Source organism: Evansella tamaricis, from assembly GCF_019042215.1.
GTDB classification, from domain to species: Bacteria; Bacillota; Bacilli; order Bacillales; family Salisediminibacteriaceae; genus Evansella; species Evansella tamaricis.
The window spans coordinates 46,797-68,588 of sequence record NZ_JAHQCS010000105.1 but is presented as its reverse complement, the minus strand read 5'-3'; the positions used below and the strand labels follow the sequence as shown (position 1 = coordinate 68,588).

Here is a 21,792-nt window from a genome sequence, read left to right as displayed (position 1 = left end):
TTTCTTACCTACAGTCAAGTGTTTTTATTAATTAATAACTATTTTTTGGGTGGGAGGGGTACCACTCCCACCCAAAAAAACATTTTGGAAATGACAAATAGACCTGACGAGTTATGTTTTTTCGAAAGGTCATCTATGTTATAGTGTAAATAACTGATTACGAACAGATGGATGCTGTATTGTAATCATAGGTGATGTTGTGTGTGATTAGATGAAAGGCCACTTTCAAGAACTTATTCACACATGCAATTGACGCAACTTTATGGGGTTTGCCTTGAGGTTGCGTTTTTAATTTGTCATAATACTCTACAATATGATTGTTGGACTTCTTACGAAGTTTAATCATCGATTGAACCATGTAGTACAATAGTTTTCGTAATTTGTTATTTCCTCGTTTATTTATTTTATCTTTATAAAATGTATTACCAGATTGATAACGCATGATATCAATTCCAACATATGCATTCAATTGTTTATGGTTCTGGAAGCGTTGTAGATCCCCTAGTTCTCCAATTAGTCTTACAGCAGTCACCTCTCCAATCCCTGGAAAAGAAAGTAATACCTGATACTCAATACGATCTTTTGAAAGTTCAACCATCTGTTTTATAAGCATGTCTTTTTTCGCTTTAAGATCTGTGATACGTATAGCATAATCCCGAATTTGGTCACAACGAACATCATCTTTTGATATTGCTGGATAGGAATCTTGTGCTGCGTGAAGTAATTCTATTGCTTTTTCTTCTGCACGTTTAAGGGATATGTTCTTTTTTGTATTCCCTTTTATTTTATTTCGTATTACAGTTTTAGAACATGCCAATACTTCATCTGGGTGTGGGAAAAGCTGAGTGACGTTCAAAAAGAGAGCAGAACGTTTTGAAAAAAGACGCTCTAATTCAGGAAAACTAAGCTGTAAAATAGCGTGCAATCTACTGTATAGACTTATAATTTCACTATCTAGTTCATCGTAATAACGTGTTAGTGCGCGCATTTGTTTATAGTAGTTTTCTTCCTGGTATGTCGTAGAACGTTCTGTTCGAAAATGAGATTTAGCAAGCCCATGAGCATCACTTATATCTGTCTTATGACGACGCATCGAAGCCGTTTGTAGATTCGCTTCTAACGGGCTAACTCTATGATAGGTGTAGCCTTCTGCTTGAAAAAACTGTTCTAATGGTCTCGAATACACTCCTGATGCTTCAAATACAATTTCAGGTGCTTGACCATCCCGTTTAATGATTTCACAAATCCTTTCATTCAAGGCTTTAAAGGACGATTTATTATGTGTAATTTCGCCTTCATATTCACATTTATTATAGTGATTATAGATAACCATTGTACTTTTCCCCATACTAACATCGAATGCTAGAACATGTTTCATGTTCATTTCTCCTTCTCTTACCATTCATAGAAGCCTTCACATTGCCTTATCGATTCCACTTTCTTTTACTCGATCTCTTAAGGACCCAACATACTAAACTGATTCAAATAAGGGTGTGAAGTCGGCCGGTTTATAATACGGACTCTTAAATGGTCCTAGAGGCTGGTCGGCCTTACTTCACTTCTACTATAAAAAAATAGTAGCACAAACCCTGGCCAGGGTCTGCACTACTAATGTTAGTATGTTTAATCTATTATTTTGGCTTAACTTCTACCAATGCGTTTTCAATTTTTCTCATTGGCAAGTGGAAGGCTAATGTGAAAAGTTGTTCCATGGTTAAGTTTACTAGTGATATCCAACGTACCATTCATAGATTCAATAATTTTCTTAGATACCATCATGCCAAGACCAGTCCCCTCCCGCCCCTTTGTCGTAAAATAAGGTTCCCCAATCCGTGACAACTCATCTTTTGTCATTCCTTTTCCAGTATCGGAAATAGTCAGCAGAACCTTATCATGTCGTTCCATTGACTCAATGGAAAGGACTCCCTTATGAGGCATTGCCTCAATACAGTTTTTGGTCATATTAATTAATGCCTGCTGGAAAGTATGATCTTCCCCATTTATAAAATGATCCCCTAGTTTCGTTGTAATTTCCACACTGTTCATATTCGCCAAAGGGGTCATAATTTGAAGAGTACGAAAAACTTCTTCCCTTAAATTTAGTTGTCTAACCTTTTCAGATGCAGGTTTCGCAAATGTCAAATAATCTCGAATAATCTCATTGGCACGATCTAATTCGTCAATTGATATTTTTAAGTATTGGATTCTCTTTTCCTCTGGTAAGTCAAATTGCAGCATTAACTGTAGAAAACCCCTTGTTGTTGTTAATGGATTTCTCACTTCATGGGATACAGAAGAAGCAAGATGACTAACAACTTCCATTTTTTCAGCTTCCATCACCCGCTGATTAATCATTATATTTCCTTTTAATTTCTCAAACAAATAGATAATAAACGCGGTTGTTCCTAAAGTCATGCAAATATATAAAAAAGTAAATAAAGTTGAGAACGTGGCATCAAATAAAAAAATTGAATTAAAGAGGGCAATAACCGTAATACTGAGGGCGATGAAACTCCCGATTAGTATTTTCTTATTGTTGGAAGAGTTTCGAAAATAGTTACTGAATAAAAGTAAAATAATTGTCAAAATAGTAATGATGATAGCTGAGGCGAGAGCACCTAAACCACCGACAATAAATCGGTAAAGAATAGTACATCCTCCTAAAAAAAGTATAGTTGGTATGCCCCCATATAAACCTCCAATAGTAAGCGGGACTAATCGTAAATCAAAAATATACCCTTCCATAATTGGTATAGGAAAGGTAATACAACAAATAATTGCAAGCATGGTAGAAAGATTAATAATCCATCGTTTTTTCTGAATAATCCATTTACTAGGATTTAATTCAAGTAAAAGGGGGATGAAAAGTAGGAAAACAATGATAAATAAAATGTTAAGTAGGATTTGTTCAAGAATAAACATTTATTTTTCCCCTTTCTGCAATACAAAAAGCAAGTTCAAAAATAGGAGTGTGATAGTTTTTTATAATATTTATAATATTACAAAAGATAGAAAATATCATTTATTTTTAACCGAGAGATTTCGGGGTGATTCGGGAAATTTGCCAAAAAATAGTGAAGTGCTTAATTAAATGGTCATGTCTGACCTTCGTCCACACAAAGTGGAAACGTTAAAATATGATGTAGTACGTCTCTTAACGGGGAGTTGACATACATGGGAGATGAGAATAAAAGAGAAGTGGACATTGTTCAAATAGACGAAATTCGTAAAGAAATCAATGATATAGAGACAGATTTGAAATCTAAACTAAATGAGAATGATGTTAAGGTCATGCTGGATGAGTATGCGAAACTAAAAAAAGTCGTGACAGAAGAGGAAGTAATTGTAATTGTTGATCGAATGTTGAACGAAAAAAAATACATGACAGAAAGTGATGTGAACACGACAATAAAAGAGGTCCATCTGACACTTATCAAATGGGTCTTAGGTACAGCTATTAGTAGTGTTGCCTTAATAGTTGCGATACTTCGGCTACTTTTTTAAGAAGTAAGCAAGACCCCTCGTCACTTCCGTCATGGGTTGTTGACAGAAGATTATTTACAAAAAAAGGAATGAGGTTTTAATCAAAATATAATTATATTATCAAAGAATTATGTTACAATTTACCTATAACGATAAAGGCAAACTAGTACGAAAGTCTAGGACGCAAAGCCATAGATCTACGGTTCATTCATGAGCTAAGATAGCTAGGTTACCGATAGGTATGGATACTTCTGACTTATTCGGTAGAATAGGTCTTTTTTTTATATTGGCTCTGTTATCGTTCAATGTTGATTTTTGCGAAATTCACTCCCTTTCACCACTGGCACAAGTGCGACATCTGCTCATTCTTCGAAGTGTCTTCTTAGCCGCGGGCGGTTCGGGAGCCTCCTCGGTGCTTGGCACCTTGCGGGGTCTCCCCTGAACTCGCTTTTCCCGCAGGAGTGTCGTGAATTTCGCTAAAAATCATCCTTTTAAAAAATCAACATTAGCCTTTAACATAGCCTTTATATTAATAATTAGAAACATAGAAATTTTGGGGGTGTTGTGAGATGGAGAAATCTATAGAATGGCGCGAGAAAAAAATAACCAGTTTCTTTGCAGTAGTACAAAGTACTTTTTATACTTGGGTAATTCTATATTTTTGGGGAACTCATCAAGCATGGTGGCTCCTTATTCTCATGATACTGTTGACACTTTTTAACTTCCTAGCCGTAAAATTCTTTAAAACAGATACACTTAAGTTAGTTGCAAGTTTTGTACAACTATCATTTGTTTTCCTTATCATTTTCTTTTCTGGACATACAGAAAGTCCCTTTTATCCAATGTATTATTTACCCGTTGTTGCTGCTGTAGCATTTATGTCAGAAAATGTTGTTACTAGAAATGTTTTAATTGTTTCTTCCTTAGCAACCGTGACAACTTTTGCAAACATATTGATGATGCCCACTATTACTTTTACAGAAATCGTCAGAGGGTTAGTTATCTCCACTAGTTACTTTGTTTTAAGTTACAGTGTTATGTTTCATAACCTCAAGTTGAAACAAAGTATTTTAGATTCTACAAGTGACTATCTCACTGGAGTGACCAGCAGGAAAGTTGGCGAGAAAATATTATTAAAAGAATTAAACACATCAAAAAAATCCCAAAAACCGGTTGTCATCGTTTTTTGTGATCTAGATAACTTTAAAAAAATCAATGATACGTACGGACACCTTTACGGAGATGAAGTATTAAGAGAAGTGACACAAATATTGAAACAAGAGCTACCTGAAGATGCACCCATTATAAGATGGGGTGGAGAAGAATTTTTACTCCTATTTACAGGATGGGAGAAAAAGGAAGTCAATGAATTAATGGAACAAATACGGAAACGAGTAGAAACGTATCCTTTTCAATATAAGGACAAGGGAGTAACTGTTACAATCAGCGGAGGAATTGTGGAAGGTTCAGAATTTGACCATGATATTGAAAAAGTTTTGTTTGAAGCAGATAAACTCCTCTATTCTGCAAAGGAAAAGGGGCGCAATCGATTTGTATAGGTGAAGTTTCTGTCCCCAACAACTCTCATCGTTGGGGACAATTTATCGAAATTAGTCTGATTTTAATCTTTCTTAAGGTGCATTTATATTTTCCTGAATTACACTTTCTCCCTCTGTATCTTCCTTTTTACTTTTGTAACTCTCCAGCAACAGTTTGAGCCTATCAATTTCTGAATCCGTTAACTCATCTATCCGATCCAATTCCCCTTTCATATAAGAAATGGTAGGATTTACAGTTACCTCTTTTTTCTGAAGAAAGTAGGAAGCGACAGAGCTTGTTACCATCCCCAAAAGTCCAATTCCAAAGACCATAAGAATAATCGCAATAAACCTGCCAGGCATTGTTTCGGGAGATATATCACCATATCCTACGGTTGTGGAGGTAACGATAGCCCACCAGACAGCATCCGTATAAGATGAAATAGACGGTTCAATATATTGGATCGGGATGGATGACAAGAAGATTAGTATGAAAGTGAATAGAATGACTTTATCAAGGTTATTGGTTCGGAGGACTGTGTAGAATGGTACGATGTAGTGTCTTAAAATGGCGATTGCCCGAAGTAAACGAAACAGGCGTGCAATCCTTGCTAATCGGAAAATGCTGTCGAATGGTATGATTGCGATAATGTCTAATGGATTTTTCTTTAGGAAATGAAGTTTGTTTGGACTTAATATAAAACGAGTCAACACGTCGACCACAAAAATAATCCAAATGATGAAGTCAATATTTCTGATTAACACATTTTCGTTATCGTGGAAAATGACAAATACGGAAATGAATGCTAATGCGGCCATAACAACTTCATAAGTGATATGGATTTTAGTTTTTTTTGATGAAACTTGTGCTGCTACCTCACTTTGCCCCGGCAATGTAAAATACACCCTTTCATCAGAATAGTTACCAAACTATATACATTTTAAAGAACAAACCTTAAATTCAGGTAAAAAGGTGGAATATTCAGTAACTAGTTCGCAACAAAATAAAATTGTACGGAACTAGACCTGGTCCCGTACAATTTTGTGAACTTTAGTCATATCCCCCTTCTGCTGGAGGGAGAGATTGATATTCCTCCGTATCTCGCACCATGCCGTTAATTAATTGGATAATCCCCTTTAATTTATTCCCATCCTCTGTCAGAACACAGTATTGATCCGTAAATTCATATTCTGCAGTGTAAGTTTCCCCATTCTCATCAATGGCAACCTTTAAATAATAGTGTTCATACGGCTCCATGCCACAGTTCATCTCTACTTCGAACGTTTTTTGCGAAAACACATCAGCCTTCATAAACTTTTCGTATATTTCGTCTAGTTCCTCTTTGGAAAAGTAAAATTCTATCGAAGCAGTCCCATCCATAACGAGATCTTTCACAATGACATGATCAAATGTGTTCACTTCGTTTCTTTTGTTTACACCGTATTGAATGTGAAAATTAAAGGATTCAGGTCTTACCTCCGGCATATTGTAATCATCTGTTTCACTTTTCAGCTCATTTGATCTTGGATTTTCAAATCCCCCATGAGAATCTTCGTCAACAGTAGTATTGTTTACTACCGTGCAGGCCGATGACAATAAGATAAGTAGAACTAATAATAGTGAAAAGTGCATAGACTTCTTCAATATAGTTAACCTCCGTTTCAATTATTTCCTAATCTACCCTTTTGACGGGTTAGTTGGAGAATATGATTCATTTTTGCAAAAGGAGTATATGATTGCATCTCAATCATTCTATGGTATTTCTTAGAAAAATGGAGGAATTTCCATTTTATCTGTCCAACTAGTATTAACATTATGAAATATTTTTGTCAGTAAATAGTGAGGGGGATATGGATGACTTCCTTAAATTTAAGAGTTCATCGAAAGAACGGTCTTCACGTCAGACTGGCTGCAGCGTTTATTACCACGTTGAAGTCTATTTTGAAGGATAATGAAGTTTTAAAGAGTACCTATATTGTTTTCCGAGAAAAAAAGGTCAAAGTTAATAACCTTTTATCACTCGTTTCATTAAAGATCGGTAAGGGGGAAGAGTTTCAACTAGTATTTGAAGAACATGTCCCATCACATATTTTAGAGGAAATTTCTGCTTTTTTTGAAGAAAAGGACCAAGAAGATTCTGACCAGGCAGAAGTAGATCGTCTGATGATGGAAAACTCGATTACTTTACAGGAAGCAATTGGAGGGCTCCCGAATGGAATTATCGTAGTTAATCGTGAGAATGTTATTACCTATGTAAATGATTCTGCTGCGAGATTACTATTGAAGGAACCACAGGAATTAATTAACTACCGTGCCGATGAAGTCATTCCACAATCCCGGTTACATGCAGTCATGGAGTCTGGTATTGTGGAAGTTGCAAAAAAACAGAGGATTAATGATACGACGATTTTAACAAACAGGTCGCCGGTGATCTTCGATGGGAAAACGATAGGTGCTGTAGCTGTTTTTCAGGATATATCCAATTTAGAAAAAGTTAGTGAGGAGTTAAAAAATGTCCAGGAGCTACAACAACGCCTTCATCTAGTACTACATTCTGTATCGGATTTGATTGGACTAACAGATCAGGAAGGGAAATTCATTTATAGTAATGAAGAATTAAAAGTAATGCTCCGGAAGAGAAAGAAAACGGCAGATATTCAGTCCATCATAGGAGGAGATACATGGCTATCCATGATCGAAAATCCATCTCCATTAATCAAAGTTCTTCCAGTAACGACACAAACTAAGTTTATAACGAAGGTGAATCCTATCATCATTAATGATGAATTTTGCGGGACAGTTGTAACAATGGCTCCGTTTGATGAAATCAAAGTTCTTCTTCAAAAAATAGATTTGATGGAACAACGTACAAAGTATCTGGAGTTTGAATTATCTAAGCACCAGACATTGGACAAGGCATTTCAAACAATTAAAGGGAACAGCAAAGTATTAATAGAGTCACTGTCAATCGCAAACAAAGTATCAAAAACAAGATCTACGGTCTTAATAACCGGGGAAAGTGGTACAGGAAAAGAGTTAGTGGCAAGGGCCATCCATGAATCTAGTGACAGGAAAGCCAAAGCTTTTATCCGTGTCAACTGTGCAGCAATTCCACCGAATTTGATGGAAAGTGAACTGTTTGGACATGAAAAAGGCGCCTTTACAGGAGCATATAAAATACATCGCGGCAAATTTGAATTGGCGAATAAAGGTACGATCTTGTTAGATGAAATTGGGGATTTAAGTATTGATCTACAAGCTAAAATTCTCAGAGTTCTTCAGGAACAGGAAGTGGTCAGGGTTGGAGGAACAGATACGATTTTACTCGATGTCCGTGTGATTGCAGCGACGAATCAGAATATAAAAATGATGGTGGATGAAGGGAAGTTCCGGGAGGATTTATACTATCGTTTAAACGTTATTCCGATACATTTACCCCCATTAAGATCTAGGGCGGAGGATATTCCATATTTAGCAGATTATTTTAGAGAAGAGTTTAATTGGAAGTTGGGAAAAAATATCAACTCTTATGAACCTGGTTTTATAGATCATCTATGTAAATATCGTTGGCCCGGAAATATAAGAGAGTTGCAAAATGTAATGGAAAGGGTAATTAATCTCACGGATGAAGACCAATTAACCTGTAAAGATCTGCCACACCACATTTTATATGGAACAAACGAGAAGCGAAACACTCCATTGTCAACACTAGATTTAGGTTTTTCCAGTGAAATACTTAAGTTGGAAGAATACGAGAAAAGGATTTTTGAACATGCTTCTCAGATGTATCCCAGTTATAACCAACTCGCCAAGGCTCTAGGGATCACCCATAAAACTGCAGCAGTTAAGATTAGGAAATATGGTCTTGAACATCTCCTTGGTAAAAAATATCAGAAAATCTGATAGTTTTTATCAATAAAATTCTTTGAAAACGCTTTATTTATGGTGTTTCCTATTTTGGCATGGAACTTGCATTCTAGTAAGGCGAGTTTAAAATGTTAAGGGGGAATGAACACATGAAGAAATTGATCAATGATCCTAATCAGGTCGTCATGGAAATGCTAGAAGGTATGGTACTTGCCCATCCGGGGAAATTGAAACAAATTCCTGATACAACTGTTCTAGTCCGGTCAGAAGCACCAGTAGAAGGGAAAGTTGGATTGGTGAGTGGTGGAGGAAGTGGACATGAACCTTCCCATGCCGGATTTGTAGGAAAAGGAATGCTTGATGGGGCTGTATCGGGTGAAGTGTTCACTTCTCCAACTCCAGACCAGATTTTTGAAGCAATTAAAGCCGTTAACGGCGGGAAAGGTGTACTCCTTATCATTAAAAACTATACAGGAGATGTTATGAACTTTGAAATGGCTGCAGAAATGGCTGAAGCAGAAGGAATTAATGTTGCCAAAGTCGTAGTAAATGATGATGTAGCTGTAGAGGATAGTCTATACACTTCTGGCCGCCGTGGTATAGCAGGAACAGTATTTGTTCATAAAATCGCAGGTGCACTGGCCGAACAGGGAGCATCATTGGAAGAAGTGGAGGCTGTAGCAAATAAAGTAATTAAATATGTGAAATCCATGGGGATGGCGTTAACTCCATGTATAGTTCCAGCTGCAGGTGAACCAGGTTTCCAGCTTGGTGATGAGGAAATGGAAATTGGAATGGGGATTCATGGGGAACCTGGAATTGAAAAAACAAAAATACAGGTTGCTGATCAGGTGGCTGAGACATTACTTATGAAAGTAGTGGATGATCTTCAACTGAAAGAAAGCGAAAAAGTAGCAGTAATGATCAATGGATTAGGGGCAACTCCATTAATGGAATTATATATTGTCAATAAAAAAGTGGCTGAAATCTTGCAGGAGAAAAATGTGAAAATACATGATACGTTTGTAGGAGAATTTATGACATCTTTAGAGATGGCAGGTTGTTCTATCTCCATTCTCAGACTAGATAACCAACTTTTGGAACTACTGGATGCTAGTGCTGATACTTTGGCATTTAAGCGATAAGAGTTATACACCGATGAAATAAGGGGAGATAAAGATGCTTTTTGATGTGTCGGGCGCTAAACACTGGATTGTAAGATTAAACCAAAAATTACAGGAACAGAAAAAATATTTAACAAGTCTTGATCAGGCCATTGGTGATGGCGATCATGGATTAAATATGGCCAGGGGATTCCAAGAAGTAGTCTTGAAGATTCATGACACTGAGTATAAAGATTTAGGCACCTTTTTTAAAGATGTTGGGATGACCCTCATTTTAAAAGTAGGAGGTGCATCTGGCCCCCTCTATGGTACAGCATTTTTAAAGTTTTCTATGGAGCTAAAGGAGAAAAAAGAGATAAATGGAATAGAATTAGGTGAAGCATTGTCCGCAGCTTTAGAAGGAATAAGGTCCAGAGGTAGAGCACAACTTGGTGATAAAACGATAGTGGACGTTTGGGAACCTGTCGTGGATCTAATGATGAGTGAAGGAGAAAATTTAAATCCAGATGAATTAATAAGATTGGCGAATGAGAAGATGGAAGACACTAAAGATATGGAGGCAAAAAAAGGTCGTGCTGCTTATTTGGGAAAAAGATCCATTGGGCATATTGATCCTGGAGCAACATCTTCTATGTATTTATTTGAAGCACTAGCCGAAGTGTTAAAAGGAGAAAGTTATGAAGAATAATAATGTCAGTATACTATTAATTTCCCATTGTTATGAAATCGTCAGTGGTTTAAAAAATTTATTAAATCAAGTGCAACCGGATGTGAACATTGCTATTTCAGGTGGGATTCATGATGAAATTGGAACAAATGCATTTGATATAAAAAACGCACTAGAGTCAGTCTATACGAGTAATGGTGTTGTTATTTTATTTGATTTAGGAAGTGCATTAATCAATGCAGAATTGGCAGTAGAGATGTTTGGAGGAAATAAAAAAATCATTTTTGCGGACGCCCCTTTAGTAGAAGGTGCTTATGCTGCTGTAGTGGAATCTGGTTTAGGCAATACCGTAGAAGAAGTGGCAAACGCAGCAGAAAGTGCAAAACAACTGCAAAAGATATCAGACTAGCATGAGAGAAACAGAGGTGTATGATATGGTAGAAAAAGATATTTTAGTTCGAATTGAGAATGGCTTGCATGCAAGACCTGCAGCACAATTTATTAAGAAGATAATTCCTTTTCAAAGTAAAGTGGTCTTTGCTCTTGGCTCAAAAAAAATAAATGCAAAAAGTATTTTAAACCTAATGGGGGTAAGTATTCTAGAAGGACAAACAATAAGAGTGATTGTGGAAGGGGAGGACGAAATTAAAACACTAGAATGTATAGAATCCTTTTTTCGTGGTCAAAACGACTAAATATTCATTCGCATAAGTGGTTAAAATACTTTCTCCCGACTTAATATAGTAGAATGATTAACTAAACAAAATGGGAAAATACATCCTTCCCCATGTGTGACACCTATTACGAAAATGAGAAATAACTTTCATAAGGGAAATGGAGCGCACTATCTTTAAGAGGAGTCTGTTCACAAGTTGAAAATATATTCAACTTTGTATTAAAGGGGGATCAAAGCAGTGAATATAAATTCGTCGGTTTTACCGGCTATTCGTGATTTGAAGGATTTAGATACAGCCATCAAACATGATTATGAATATGTCGTTCTGCTGAATACGTATATTGGTCAATTAAAGAGTATAGTTAAAATGCTTCACAGTAATCAGAAAAAAGTTCTTATTCACGCAGATTTAGTTCAAGGTTTAAGAAATGACGAGTATGCAACACAGTTCTTGTGCAAGGATATTCGCCCGGATGGGGTAATTTCCACAAGAAAGAATGTACTATTAACCGCTAAGAAACATAAGCTAATTACAATACAACGTTTCTTTTTATTAGACTCCATTGCACTTGAATCTAGTTACCAGACACTTAAATCTATTGAACCGGATAGTGTAGAGGTGTTACCAGGTGTCATACCTCATATGATCACGGAGATCTATGAAAAAACCAAGATTCCAGTTATTGCTGGAGGATTAATTCGCACCAAGAAAGAAGTGAAGGCTGCACTTGAAGCAGGAGCTATGGCAATTACTACCTCTAAAAAAGAGCTTTGGAGTTATCAGGATGACCTTCACCTAACAGAATTCAGAAAAAACAAAATAGTATAAATATTGTTTAAAAACTAATTGACAACGCTTACATTAGGGTATTATGATGTAACTAAGTTAATATATTTTCGATTGAGACGTGGAGACCAACGAAAAAGCTTACCTAGCGATTTGAAGTGCTAGGTAAGAGTTTTTGTTGGTCTTTTTGTTGTCTCATCACATTATTCTATAAGGGGGAAGAAAAATGACGGCGTTTATGGGAGAATTAGTAGGAACGATGATTTTGATTATCTTTGGCGGCGGTGTTGTTGCAGGTGTCGTGCTAAAAGGAACAAAATCAGAAGCCGGTGGGTGGATTGTTATTACATTGGCTTGGGGCTTAGGGGTTGCAATGGCTGTTTATGCAGTAGGGGACATCAGTGGAGCACATGTTAATCCTGCGGTAACGGTTGGGTTAGCCTCGGTTGGGGAATTTCCGTGGGCCAGTGTACCAACTTATATTGCAGCACAAATGATTGGAGCCTTTATTGGTGCTGCACTTGTCTGGTTACATTATTATCCACATTGGAAGAAAACAGACGATAAGGGAGCAAAGCTTGCTGTGTTTTCGACAGGTCCTGCAATTAAACATACTCCTGGGAATTACTTTAGCGAAGTTCTTGGCACATTCGTCCTCGTATTAGGTATATTATCCATAGGTGCCAATCAGTTCACGGAGGGGTTAAATCCTCTGATAGTTGGATTCTTGATTGTAGTAATCGGATTGTCTTTAGGGGGTACAACAGGGTATGCTATTAATCCAGCCCGTGATCTAGGTCCAAGAATTGCCCATGCTGTTCTTCCGATTTTTGGAAAAGGTAGTTCTGATTGGGGATATGCATGGATTCCAGTTATAGGTCCTATCATTGGCGGTTCTCTTGGAGCATTGTTCTATGCTGCTGTATTTGAAGGTGTCGTGCATAATTTATTGTATGTGTTTTTAGCTTTATTCTTTGTCGTATTATTAGCATCCATGCAATTGCATAAAAAGGATATTAAATCATTACCAACAATTCCAAAAGCGACCGAAAAACAAGCTTAAAGGGGGAAATCATAATGGAAAAAAGGTATGTACTTGCACTTGATCAAGGAACTACAAGTTCCAGAGCAATTTTATTTAACAAAGCAGGAGAAATCATCGGGGTAGCACAAAAGGAATTCACGCAAATTTTTCCTAAGCCAGGCTGGGTAGAGCATAATGCAAATGAGATTTGGTCTTCTATCTTGGCAGTTATGGCAGAAGTGCTTAATACGAATGATGTGTCACCAAAGGAAGTAGCATCCATTGGGATTACAAATCAACGGGAAACAGCTGTTATTTGGGATAAGGAGACGGGAAAGCCTGTATATAATGCTATCGTCTGGCAATCCAGACAAACGGATGGGATTTGTGAAGAGTTAAAGAAACAAGGCCATAACGATTTGTTTCGTGATAAAACGGGGTTACTAATTGATGCCTACTTCTCAGGTACTAAGGTGAAATGGATTTTGGACAATGTAGAGGGGGTGAGAGAGCGAGCTAATAGTGGAGAGTTGTTATTTGGTACGATTGATACATGGCTGATTTGGAAATTATCCGGAGGGGAGACCCATGTAACAGATTATACGAATGCCTCAAGAACATTAATGTTTAATATTTATGATCTTGCTTGGGATGAGGAACTACTGGAAATTCTCACAGTTCCCCGCTCTATGTTACCGGAAGTACGGCCATCTTCAGAGGTATACGCTCATACAGTGAACTATCATTTCTTCGGGGAAGAAGTACCGATTGCAGGTGTAGCGGGAGACCAGCAGGCAGCTTTGTTTGGGCAAGCTTGTTATGAAAAGGGTATGGCCAAGAATACGTATGGTACAGGTTGTTTCATGCTTATGAATACTGGAGAGGAAGCTGTAAAGTCAAATCACGGACTTTTGACTACTATCGCTTGGGGAATCGATGGCAAAGTGGAATATGCACTTGAAGGGAGTATCTTTGTTGCAGGTTCCGCCATTCAATGGTTGCGTGACGGTTTAAGAATGCTTAAAAAGGCATCGGATAGTGAAGGATATGCCTCAAAAGTTGACTCAACCGATGGTGTATACGTAGTGCCCGCATTTGTTGGCTTAGGTACACCATATTGGGATAGTGAGGTAAGAGGTGCAATCTTCGGGATCACGAGGGGGACGGAAAAAGAGCATTTTGTCCGGGCGACATTGGAATCTTTAGCTTATCAAACAAAGGACGTTTTAAATGCAATGGAAGCGGATTCTGGAATTGATTTAAAAACGTTGAGGGTAGATGGGGGAGCCGTTGCAAATAATTTCCTCATGCAATTTCAAGGTGACATCTTAAATGTTCCAGTTCAACGTCCAGTCATACAAGAGACAACTGCATTGGGAGCTGCATACCTTGCAGGATTAGCAACAGGATTCTGGAGTAATAGAGAGGAAATTGCTCAACAATGGAAAATTGATAAAACGTTTGAACCAGTAATGGACGAGAAAGAACGTACTGAACTTTATGACGGATGGAAGATTGCAGTTGAAGCGACGACGAAATTTAAACGGCCTTCCAACGAAAGTATGCCAGTATAGAGATTAGAGACTGCTTATAAAGTAGCAAATAACAAATTTATAAAAGTAGGTCAGGGGAGATGGAGAGAGTGCAAACAAAGATTCTATGACTGCAAGTTAGTAAAATGAGTAGTGAATCCAAACGCATAACCAATGAACAGTCTCTTCAGAAGGTTCATTTTAAAATGGAAAAGACAGCAAGGACTCGCTGTCTTTTTCATTGGACTAAGAAGCTTCGGCATGGAGTTTCCTAGTTTGAACTTGATAAATTCGATACAGTAAGAAAGCAATAAGTGAGAGAACGATTCCTGCTAAATAAGGTAAACCAATCATAATTGAAAACAAGAACCCACCTAAAGGAGGACCAATAATTCTTCCAAGAGAATCAAAGGAGGATAACAGTCCGGTTGTGCTGCCATGCCCAGTAGTGGATTTTTTCGTTAATAGGGATGAGACACTCGGACGAATAAACCCATTTCCTATTCCAAAGATTGTTAGAAAGATGGCAGCTGTAAGAAAGTTATCAACCAATAGTATTAGACCAAAGCCAAGTGCTGAAATCACTATTCCCAATTGGATGACAGGCCCCTCTCCAAATTTTTTAGTAAGCCTTCCCACCAATCCACCTTGTACAAGTGCTCCGCTAAAACCCATGATCATGAAAATATAGCCTAACTGGACAGTATCTAGTCCCGCCGTTTCCGCCGCAAAATATGCAAATGTTGCCTCTAGTCCTGCTAAGGATAAGGAAACAAATAACTGCAAGAAATAGAGAATAGAAACGGGCCCATTTAATGCTTTTAGTAATGGAGTTTTTTTCACTGGTTCATTAGTCGGTCCACTTAAAGTTAGGGATTCTTTTAACACAAACATGACAAAGAAAAACGTGAGCAGGGAAGAAACTCCCGATAAAAGAAAGGGAACATGTAGGCCAAATTCTGAGAATATGCCCCCGATCGCTGGTCCAAAAATAAAGCCGAGACCAACAGAAGCACCAATTATCCCCATACCCTTCCCGCGGTTTTCTTCTGATGTGATATCTGCAACATATGCCATGACAGTAGGCATGTTTGCAGAGGATAAGAAACCACCGATAATTCTCGCTGCAAACAACATCCAAAGTTGGGTAGAAAATGCCATTAAGAAAAAGGATAATGCCAGTCCAATAATCCCAATCATCATGACAGGTTTACGTCCAATTCGATCGGATATTCTCCCCCACATTGGAGCAAAAAGAAGCTGCATAAAGGAGTAGACAGCCATTAGAAGACCTAACTGTGTTGGCGTTGCCCCCATTTCCTCTGCATAAAATGGAAGTACAGGTATAATTATTCCAAATCCTACCATCACAAAGAACATGACGGCAAATAAAATTGGTAAGGCTTTTTTTGTTTCCAAAAGGTATTCACTCCAGTTTTCTAACTGTAACCACGTTAGTAATATGTAAATTATAAGGAGTTTAAAGGAGGCTCGTCAACTTCTACTTGAATAATTTTGGCTGAGGATAACTTCCTATTCATTAGAAACAGATCTAGAGGTAGGGACTGTCCAAAATTAAAATAAAGGTCGAGGGACTGTCCAAAACTTTCCCCCTTGAAAATGGGACAGTCCTTCTAGGTTATTTCGAATCATTCTTTTTTGTCTCTTCCCTCAACGTTCTATGAAAAGGACATTTATTCAACTGTGTATCATCATCCCTTAAAAAATATTGTTTCCATTCAAAGTTATCTTCATTTCCGTAATGCTTTAGTTCAGGATGTGGTGAAATAGTGTCATAGGCCATTAGCCGATCTCTGATAGCAGATTTTATTTTTTTCGCGTAGTCAGGAGAACTGTTAAATTGTGTTAAAACCCAACGTGGGGTTATAGCCAGCATAAAATAAGGAAATGATCTACTTTTCCGATAGTGATGGGATGGTGTTGCACAATAAACAAAATATGGTTCCCCGTGATAGCAAAATTCCCAGACACTATTTTCAGCATGTTCCGGTATTTGCCTTGGCCATGATTCCTTATCAATAGACGAAAGCCAGTTTAACTGTTGCCAGAATAGTTGTTCAAACTGTTCTACCGTTCTACTTCTAAGGTCTTTAGGAGTTTGGAAAAAAACGATGAGTGTTGCATATTTTCCGAAACTTCTAGATTTTTCCGTGAATTTTTGTAAACATCCTCCTAGTTCAATGGCGGAATCCTTATAACGGGGGTCCCTAACAAATGCGTATCGGAGATGGCCAAAGGAGAAAGCTTGTGTTGCTGGAATACATGGAAATGCATTTTTACGATCAGACATTTTATGTTCAAAATCCTGAAGAGCACTCCTTTTCCAAGAAGGTAGTTTGGTAACCGTTATAGAGTCGTTAGAATATAACGTCATTGAAATTAAACCTCCTGTATAGCATTAGTTTATGCTATGTGAGTAGGGGGAAATAGGCGACACAAATTCATACTTGTAATGGATGTAAGCTTTGTTATTCTCAAAGGAGAGAATGGGATAAACTGATACATGAATACGACCAATGCTTAACATTTTGATATGGACCAGAGGCAGTCCAACGGAGCTATATCATTTTAATAAATGGTTGATGAAATTGATTCATTTGGTGATGTTATTCGTTGGAATTTGATCTATGTTACTATTAGGAAAATCGATGAAAGAAATGGTTAGATAATTTTTCTCGAGATTCGAAAGGGGAAAGTGAGTGATGAAAGAAGAGAAAGCTGTTGTTGTATTTAGCGGAGGGCAAGATAGCACAACGTGTTTATTCTGGGCCATAAAAAACTTTAAAGAAGTTGAAGCGGTAACATTTGATTATAATCAACGGCACCAATTGGAGATAAAAGTGGCTAAATCCATTGCCGATGAAGTGGGTGTAAAACATACCGTTCTGGATATGTCCCTCCTAAACCAACTGGCCCCAAGTGCATTAACCCGTACAGATATTCCGATAGAACAAAAGGAGGGTGAACTGCCATCCACCTTTGTTGAGGGAAGAAATCTATTATTTTTATCTTTTGCAGCTATTCTGGCAAAGGGGACTGGTGCAAGACACCTAGTTACAGGAGTTTGTGAAACGGATTTCAGTGGCTATCCTGACTGTCGTGATGTATTTATAAAATCAATGAATGTGACATTGAATTTAGCCATGGATAGCCAGTTTGTTATCCATACTCCATTGATGTGGCTGGATAAAGGAGAGACGTGGAAGCTTGCAGATGAATTAGGTGTGTTGGAGTTTGTCCGGGATAAGACGCTCACTTGCTATAACGGGATTATAGCGGATGGTTGTGGTGAGTGCCCAGCATGTATTCTGAGAAAAAGAGGGTTAGACTCTTATATGAGGAAAAAGGAAGAACGGAGCGAGTATTAAAACAGTGTGGATACAACGGATGGTCTTTTATATTAATTTACAATATAAAAAGCAACCGGTTTTTCTCACCGGCTGCTTACAGATTTATGTGAAAAGAAAGCCCATACAGGGCGAAGCCCCTCTTTAGAGATGGGATGATTTTTCACTCAGACAATTAAGGTAGCTTTTGCTACCTTAATTGTCTGAAGATATGCCATGATTCCAGAATGGATATCCGTTCCCACTTACCAACTGAAGAGGCCCTATTTAATGTTTTCCATCTCTTGAATTAAGTAACTTACCGTATCCTGTGAGACTGCCTCCGACATCTTTGCTTTAAATGTCTCCTGGTTTTCTCGGAGGTTTGCTAAAAGATCTAATAAGCTTTCTTCATGAAGATCCTCTTCCTCGAGCATGAGACTGTACCCTTTTTTCTGAAAGGATTTCGCATTCAAAATTTGATCGCCGCGGCTTTGCTTCCGAGTAAGTGGAATGATCAGCATCGGGATACGTAAATTTAAAAACTCAAAGATAGCATTGGATCCGCCCCTGGTAATGACAAAATCAGTCACAGCCAAGATATCTGCCAATTCCCCGTGAACGTACTCGAATTGTCGGTAACCAGGCTTCCCTTCTAGAGAATCATCAAGATTGTTTTTTCCACATAGATGGACAATTTGATATTTCGCAAGTAGTTCTGGAAGGGCACCCCTCACCGTTTCATTAATTTTTTTTGCCCCTAAGCTCCCGCCCATAATGGTTAAGACAGGCTTTCCTCCGTCAAAATCAAGGAATTTCAACCCCTTCTCCCGATTTCCTTCAAATAAATCTTTACGGATTGGACTTCCAACCACAGTTGCTTTTTCTTGTGGGAAGTGAGCTGCCGCTTCTTCAAATGACGTAAAGATCCTTGTAGCAAAACGATTGGCAATTTTATTGGCAAGTCCCGGTGTGATATCACTTTCGTGCAGAAATACTGGAATTTTCAATGATTTTGCAGCAATAACAACAGGTACAGTCACAAATCCCCCTTTTGAAAAAACTAGCTTAGGCTTAACTTTCTTAAGTATTTTTCTTGCCCCAAGAATTCCCTTAAGTACTCTAACCGTATCTGTAAAATTCTTTCTGTCAAAATAACGCCGCAGTTTACCACTGGAAATCCCGTGGTAAGGAATAGTTAAGTTTCCAATAAGGTCTTTTTCTATCCCCTCATAGGAACCGATGTAATGAATATCCCATTTTGATGTATCAAGTTCGTTTATGATCGCAATGTTTGGTGTCACATGACCGGCAGAGCCGCCCCCTGTAAATACAATTGTTTTCTTTTTATCCATCTATCTGCACCCAACTTTCACCTTATTTCATCCATTCCACTTTATCAAAAGAGGCTATTCCAATACAACAATGAATACAGTTAATTTCATTTTTCATCGTATCACAGAAAAAAACGGAGGTGAACAGTGATACTGACACCTCCGTACAACTATCTATTCCTCTATACTTTAACACGTTCAAAAAAATTACCCTTCTTTTTTTCCCAAATTGAACGCTTGCTTCAGCCCAGTTTTAAAAGAAAATTTACCGTACATTAGAACGCCACCCTTATAAATTCTTGCGGCTAGGATATTAATCAATATGGCACTGATAATCAATACACCCATAATCACAACGATTTCCCAACCTGGAATTGTATCCATTCCAATGCGGAGGAATAATAGCTGTGGTGTAAAGAATGGTACATAGGATAAAACTTTAATAAATGCAGCATCCGGCGTATTTAAGCCAATCACAGAAATAAACAATGCAATAATAGCAATAAAAACAAGAGGTTGGATGGCCTGATTTACTTCTTCGGCACGACTCACTAATGCTCCAAGCATTGCAGCGACACCTCCGTATAGGAAATACCCAAGAATAATTAGTACTAAAGCAAAGATGATTAAGCTGATATCAAACGTCTCGGAAAAGAACGTTTCAAGAAAATCGTCCCCACTTAACGTGTAGCCGATAAAGGCTGCCACAACGATGGCTAGTAAATTTAATAAACCAGCAGCACCAATTCCAAGAATCTTTCCTAACATTTGTGTAACTGGATTCACACTTGATACGATGATCTCCATTACCCGCGAAGACTTTTCGGTGGCCACTTCCGTAGCGATCATGGACCCAAAAGTCAGGACAACCATATAAATAGCGAACACCAAACCATAAACCATCCAATACGCCTGCATATGCCCTTCTTGTGTTTGCACTTCCCCATTTTCACGGAGCGGACTTTCACTGAAAGAGACAGGACTGTATATCATGGCCATCTGTTGCTCATTTAAATCCAGTTCATTTGTAACAAGACTTTCCTTCACACGCTGGACATCGTTATTCACTTCCATAGCCACTCTGAAATCGGAACCTCCACCGAAAAATTCAGCGGATATATTCTCGAAACTACCTTCTAAGGCAAGGACATAATCATGCTCCCCATTCCTGGCATCTTCCACAGCGCTATCCACATTGGAACTTGAATAAGGAGTATATTGAAATGACCCTCCCTCTTCAAACGAAGCAAGGACTTCCCCAAACATTCCCTCACTTACGGTATTATCGACCACAACAATAACGGAACGTTCTTCCTCCCCGTCCCCTGAAAAGCGGTCAATTATCGTGTTGATATTCATTAACGATATAATTAACAGACCCATTACAAGAGTGGAGATCACAAACGCCTTGGATTTAATTCGTCTCTCTGCGGTATGACTGACTGTCGTCCAAAAATTATTCATCTTTGTCTCCTCCCGCCTTATCAATGAATATATCGTGCAACGACGGCTCTTCCACTTCAAACTTACGGACAAATCCCTTTTCAGAAATGGCACGGAAAATTTCCTCCGCTACCCTTTCGTTTTCCACTTTTACGACAGCCCCATCTTTTGATACATCCAGATTCATTACTCCCGGTATACTTCGGAGAAACGCCAACTCATAATCGGCTCTAATGCTGATACTCTTCATTCCGTAAGAACGCTTAATTTCCCGAAGGTTCCCCTGAAGAACGGCCTTCCCTTCCTTGAGCATGATGATATCCTCACATAACTCCTCCACATTTCGCATCTGATGACTGGAAAACACAATCGTCGTCCCAGCCTTTTGCAGATCCCGAACAGCATCCTTCAACATGTCAGAATTGACAGGGTCAAGACCACTGAATGGTTCATCCAAAATTAAGATTTCCGGTTTATGTAACACAGCAGCCATGAACTGAATCTTTTGCTGATTTCCCTTCGATAACTCCTCAATTTTCTTATTTTCATACTCTGGAACTTGAAACCGATCCAACCATTGCCGAATCTCCCTTATGATGTCAGGTTTCTTCATCCCCTTCAACTTCATTAAATAAATGAGCTGATCCTTTACTGTCAGCTTTGGAAATAACCCTCGCTCCTCGGGCAGATAACCGATTAATTTTGTCCGCTTGTAAGATAGGCGGTCCCCATCCCAAGTAATGTTTCCCTCTGTGGGATCAAGCAGTCCCAAAATCATACGAAACGAAGTCGTTTTCCCAGCACCATTCGCCCCAAGCATCCCGAACATTTCCCCCTTTTGAACCTTGAGAGATATGCCTTCCACCGCAACATGATTGTCGAACGTTTTTCGAATATTCTCTATCACCAAAGTCATCCTGATTTTCTCTCCCTTCTGTTTTTAAGACCCACAAGCCCCCTTTTAGGGAA

General features: G+C 38.3%; 20 protein-coding genes and 1 riboswitch. Of the genes, 11 read left to right on the top strand and 9 right to left on the bottom strand.

The window, feature by feature from the left end; all coding sequences use genetic code 11:
• Positions 1–157: 157 nt before the first annotated feature.
• Both KS419_RS12890 and KS419_RS12885 read right to left on the bottom strand, forming a co-directional pair.
• Positions 158–1,378, bottom strand: a complete 1,221-nt coding sequence (locus KS419_RS12890; protein WP_246593679.1) for an IS110 family RNA-guided transposase — start codon at positions 1,376–1,378, stop codon at positions 158–160.
• Positions 1,379–1,662: 284 nt separating this feature from the next.
• Positions 1,663–2,922: an ATP-binding protein gene (locus KS419_RS12885; protein ID WP_217066810.1), complete on the bottom strand. Its 1,260-nt coding sequence runs from the start codon at positions 2,920–2,922 to the stop codon at positions 1,663–1,665.
• A 252-nt stretch (positions 2,923–3,174) separates the two neighbouring features.
• On the opposite strand from KS419_RS12885, the gene KS419_RS12880 reads away from it, so the two are divergent.
• A complete protein-coding gene (locus tag KS419_RS12880; protein ID WP_217066809.1) occupies positions 3,175–3,504 on the top strand; it encodes a hypothetical protein in 330 nt (109 codons plus the stop codon).
• A gap of 126 nt (positions 3,505–3,630) precedes the next feature.
• A riboswitch (cyclic di-GMP riboswitch) is annotated at positions 3,631–3,720 on the top strand.
• 332 nt (positions 3,721–4,052) lie between these two features.
• Entirely contained in the window at positions 4,053–5,042 is a 990-nt protein-coding gene (locus tag KS419_RS12875) for a GGDEF domain-containing protein (protein WP_217066808.1), read from the top strand.
• 72 nt (positions 5,043–5,114) lie between these two features.
• Here KS419_RS12875 and KS419_RS12870 read toward each other — a convergent pair whose 3' ends face one another.
• The gene (locus tag KS419_RS12870) at positions 5,115–5,915 is read right to left on the bottom strand and encodes a potassium channel family protein (RefSeq protein ID WP_246593964.1); all 801 of its coding nucleotides are present in this window, start codon (positions 5,913–5,915) and stop codon (positions 5,115–5,117) included.
• 157 nt (positions 5,916–6,072) lie between these two features.
• Positions 6,073–6,666, bottom strand: a complete 594-nt coding sequence (locus KS419_RS12865; protein WP_217066807.1) for a hypothetical protein — start codon at positions 6,664–6,666, stop codon at positions 6,073–6,075.
• A gap of 210 nt (positions 6,667–6,876) precedes the next feature.
• Between KS419_RS12865 and KS419_RS25230 the strand changes: the two genes are divergently transcribed.
• The 8 genes from KS419_RS25230 to glpK all read left to right on the top strand — a co-directional run bounded on the left by KS419_RS25230 (position 6,877) and on the right by glpK (position 14,741).
• Positions 6,877–8,925 (top strand): sigma 54-interacting transcriptional regulator, encoded by a 2,049-nt coding sequence (locus KS419_RS25230; protein WP_217066806.1) that lies wholly within the window; start codon positions 6,877–6,879, stop codon positions 8,923–8,925.
• 113 nt (positions 8,926–9,038) lie between these two features.
• Positions 9,039–10,034 (top strand): dihydroxyacetone kinase subunit DhaK, encoded by a 996-nt coding sequence (gene dhaK, locus KS419_RS12855; protein ID WP_217066805.1) that lies wholly within the window; start codon positions 9,039–9,041, stop codon positions 10,032–10,034.
• Between the two features lie 34 nt (positions 10,035–10,068).
• A complete protein-coding gene (gene dhaL / locus KS419_RS12850) occupies positions 10,069–10,701 on the top strand; it encodes a dihydroxyacetone kinase subunit DhaL (RefSeq protein ID WP_217066804.1) in 633 nt (210 codons plus the stop codon).
• Entirely contained in the window at positions 10,691–11,089 is a 399-nt protein-coding gene (gene dhaM / locus KS419_RS12845) for a dihydroxyacetone kinase phosphoryl donor subunit DhaM (protein WP_217066803.1), read from the top strand. Before dhaL ends, dhaM begins: the two co-directional genes overlap by 11 nt.
• Positions 11,090–11,114: 25 nt before the next feature.
• On the top strand, positions 11,115–11,375 hold the full coding sequence (locus KS419_RS12840) for an HPr family phosphocarrier protein (RefSeq protein ID WP_217066802.1): 261 nt from the start codon (positions 11,115–11,117) through the stop codon (positions 11,373–11,375).
• A gap of 219 nt (positions 11,376–11,594) precedes the next feature.
• Complete coding sequence (locus KS419_RS12835) at positions 11,595–12,185, top strand: glycerol-3-phosphate responsive antiterminator (RefSeq protein WP_217066801.1); 591 nt, start codon at positions 11,595–11,597, stop codon at positions 12,183–12,185.
• A gap of 184 nt (positions 12,186–12,369) precedes the next feature.
• Positions 12,370–13,206, top strand: a complete 837-nt coding sequence (locus KS419_RS12830) for an MIP/aquaporin family protein (RefSeq protein WP_217066800.1) — start codon at positions 12,370–12,372, stop codon at positions 13,204–13,206.
• Between the two features lie 14 nt (positions 13,207–13,220).
• Complete coding sequence (glpK, locus tag KS419_RS12825) at positions 13,221–14,741, top strand: glycerol kinase GlpK (protein ID WP_217066799.1); 1,521 nt, start codon at positions 13,221–13,223, stop codon at positions 14,739–14,741.
• Between the two features lie 204 nt (positions 14,742–14,945).
• Here glpK and KS419_RS12820 read toward each other — a convergent pair whose 3' ends face one another.
• Positions 14,946–16,118 (bottom strand): MFS transporter, encoded by a 1,173-nt coding sequence (locus tag KS419_RS12820; protein WP_217066798.1) that lies wholly within the window; start codon positions 16,116–16,118, stop codon positions 14,946–14,948.
• A gap of 220 nt (positions 16,119–16,338) precedes the next feature.
• The gene (locus tag KS419_RS12815) at positions 16,339–17,094 is read right to left on the bottom strand and encodes a YqcI/YcgG family protein (RefSeq protein WP_217066797.1); all 756 of its coding nucleotides are present in this window, start codon (positions 17,092–17,094) and stop codon (positions 16,339–16,341) included.
• A 328-nt stretch (positions 17,095–17,422) separates the two neighbouring features.
• On the opposite strand from KS419_RS12815, the gene queC reads away from it, so the two are divergent.
• Positions 17,423–18,088 (top strand): 7-cyano-7-deazaguanine synthase QueC, encoded by a 666-nt coding sequence (queC, locus tag KS419_RS12810; RefSeq protein WP_217066796.1) that lies wholly within the window; start codon positions 17,423–17,425, stop codon positions 18,086–18,088.
• 242 nt (positions 18,089–18,330) lie between these two features.
• On the opposite strand, the gene KS419_RS12805 is transcribed toward queC, so the two are convergent.
• The 3 genes from KS419_RS12805 to KS419_RS12795 all read right to left on the bottom strand — a co-directional run bounded on the left by KS419_RS12805 (position 18,331) and on the right by KS419_RS12795 (position 21,739).
• Entirely contained in the window at positions 18,331–19,401 is a 1,071-nt protein-coding gene (locus KS419_RS12805; protein ID WP_217066795.1) for an undecaprenyldiphospho-muramoylpentapeptide beta-N-acetylglucosaminyltransferase, read from the bottom strand.
• Positions 19,402–19,587: 186 nt separating this feature from the next.
• The gene (locus KS419_RS12800; protein WP_217066794.1) at positions 19,588–20,844 is read right to left on the bottom strand and encodes an ABC transporter permease; all 1,257 of its coding nucleotides are present in this window, start codon (positions 20,842–20,844) and stop codon (positions 19,588–19,590) included.
• Positions 20,837–21,739, bottom strand: a complete 903-nt coding sequence (locus KS419_RS12795; protein ID WP_217066793.1) for an ABC transporter ATP-binding protein — start codon at positions 21,737–21,739, stop codon at positions 20,837–20,839. Before KS419_RS12795 ends, KS419_RS12800 begins: the two co-directional genes overlap by 8 nt.
• Positions 21,740–21,792 lie beyond the last annotated feature (53 nt).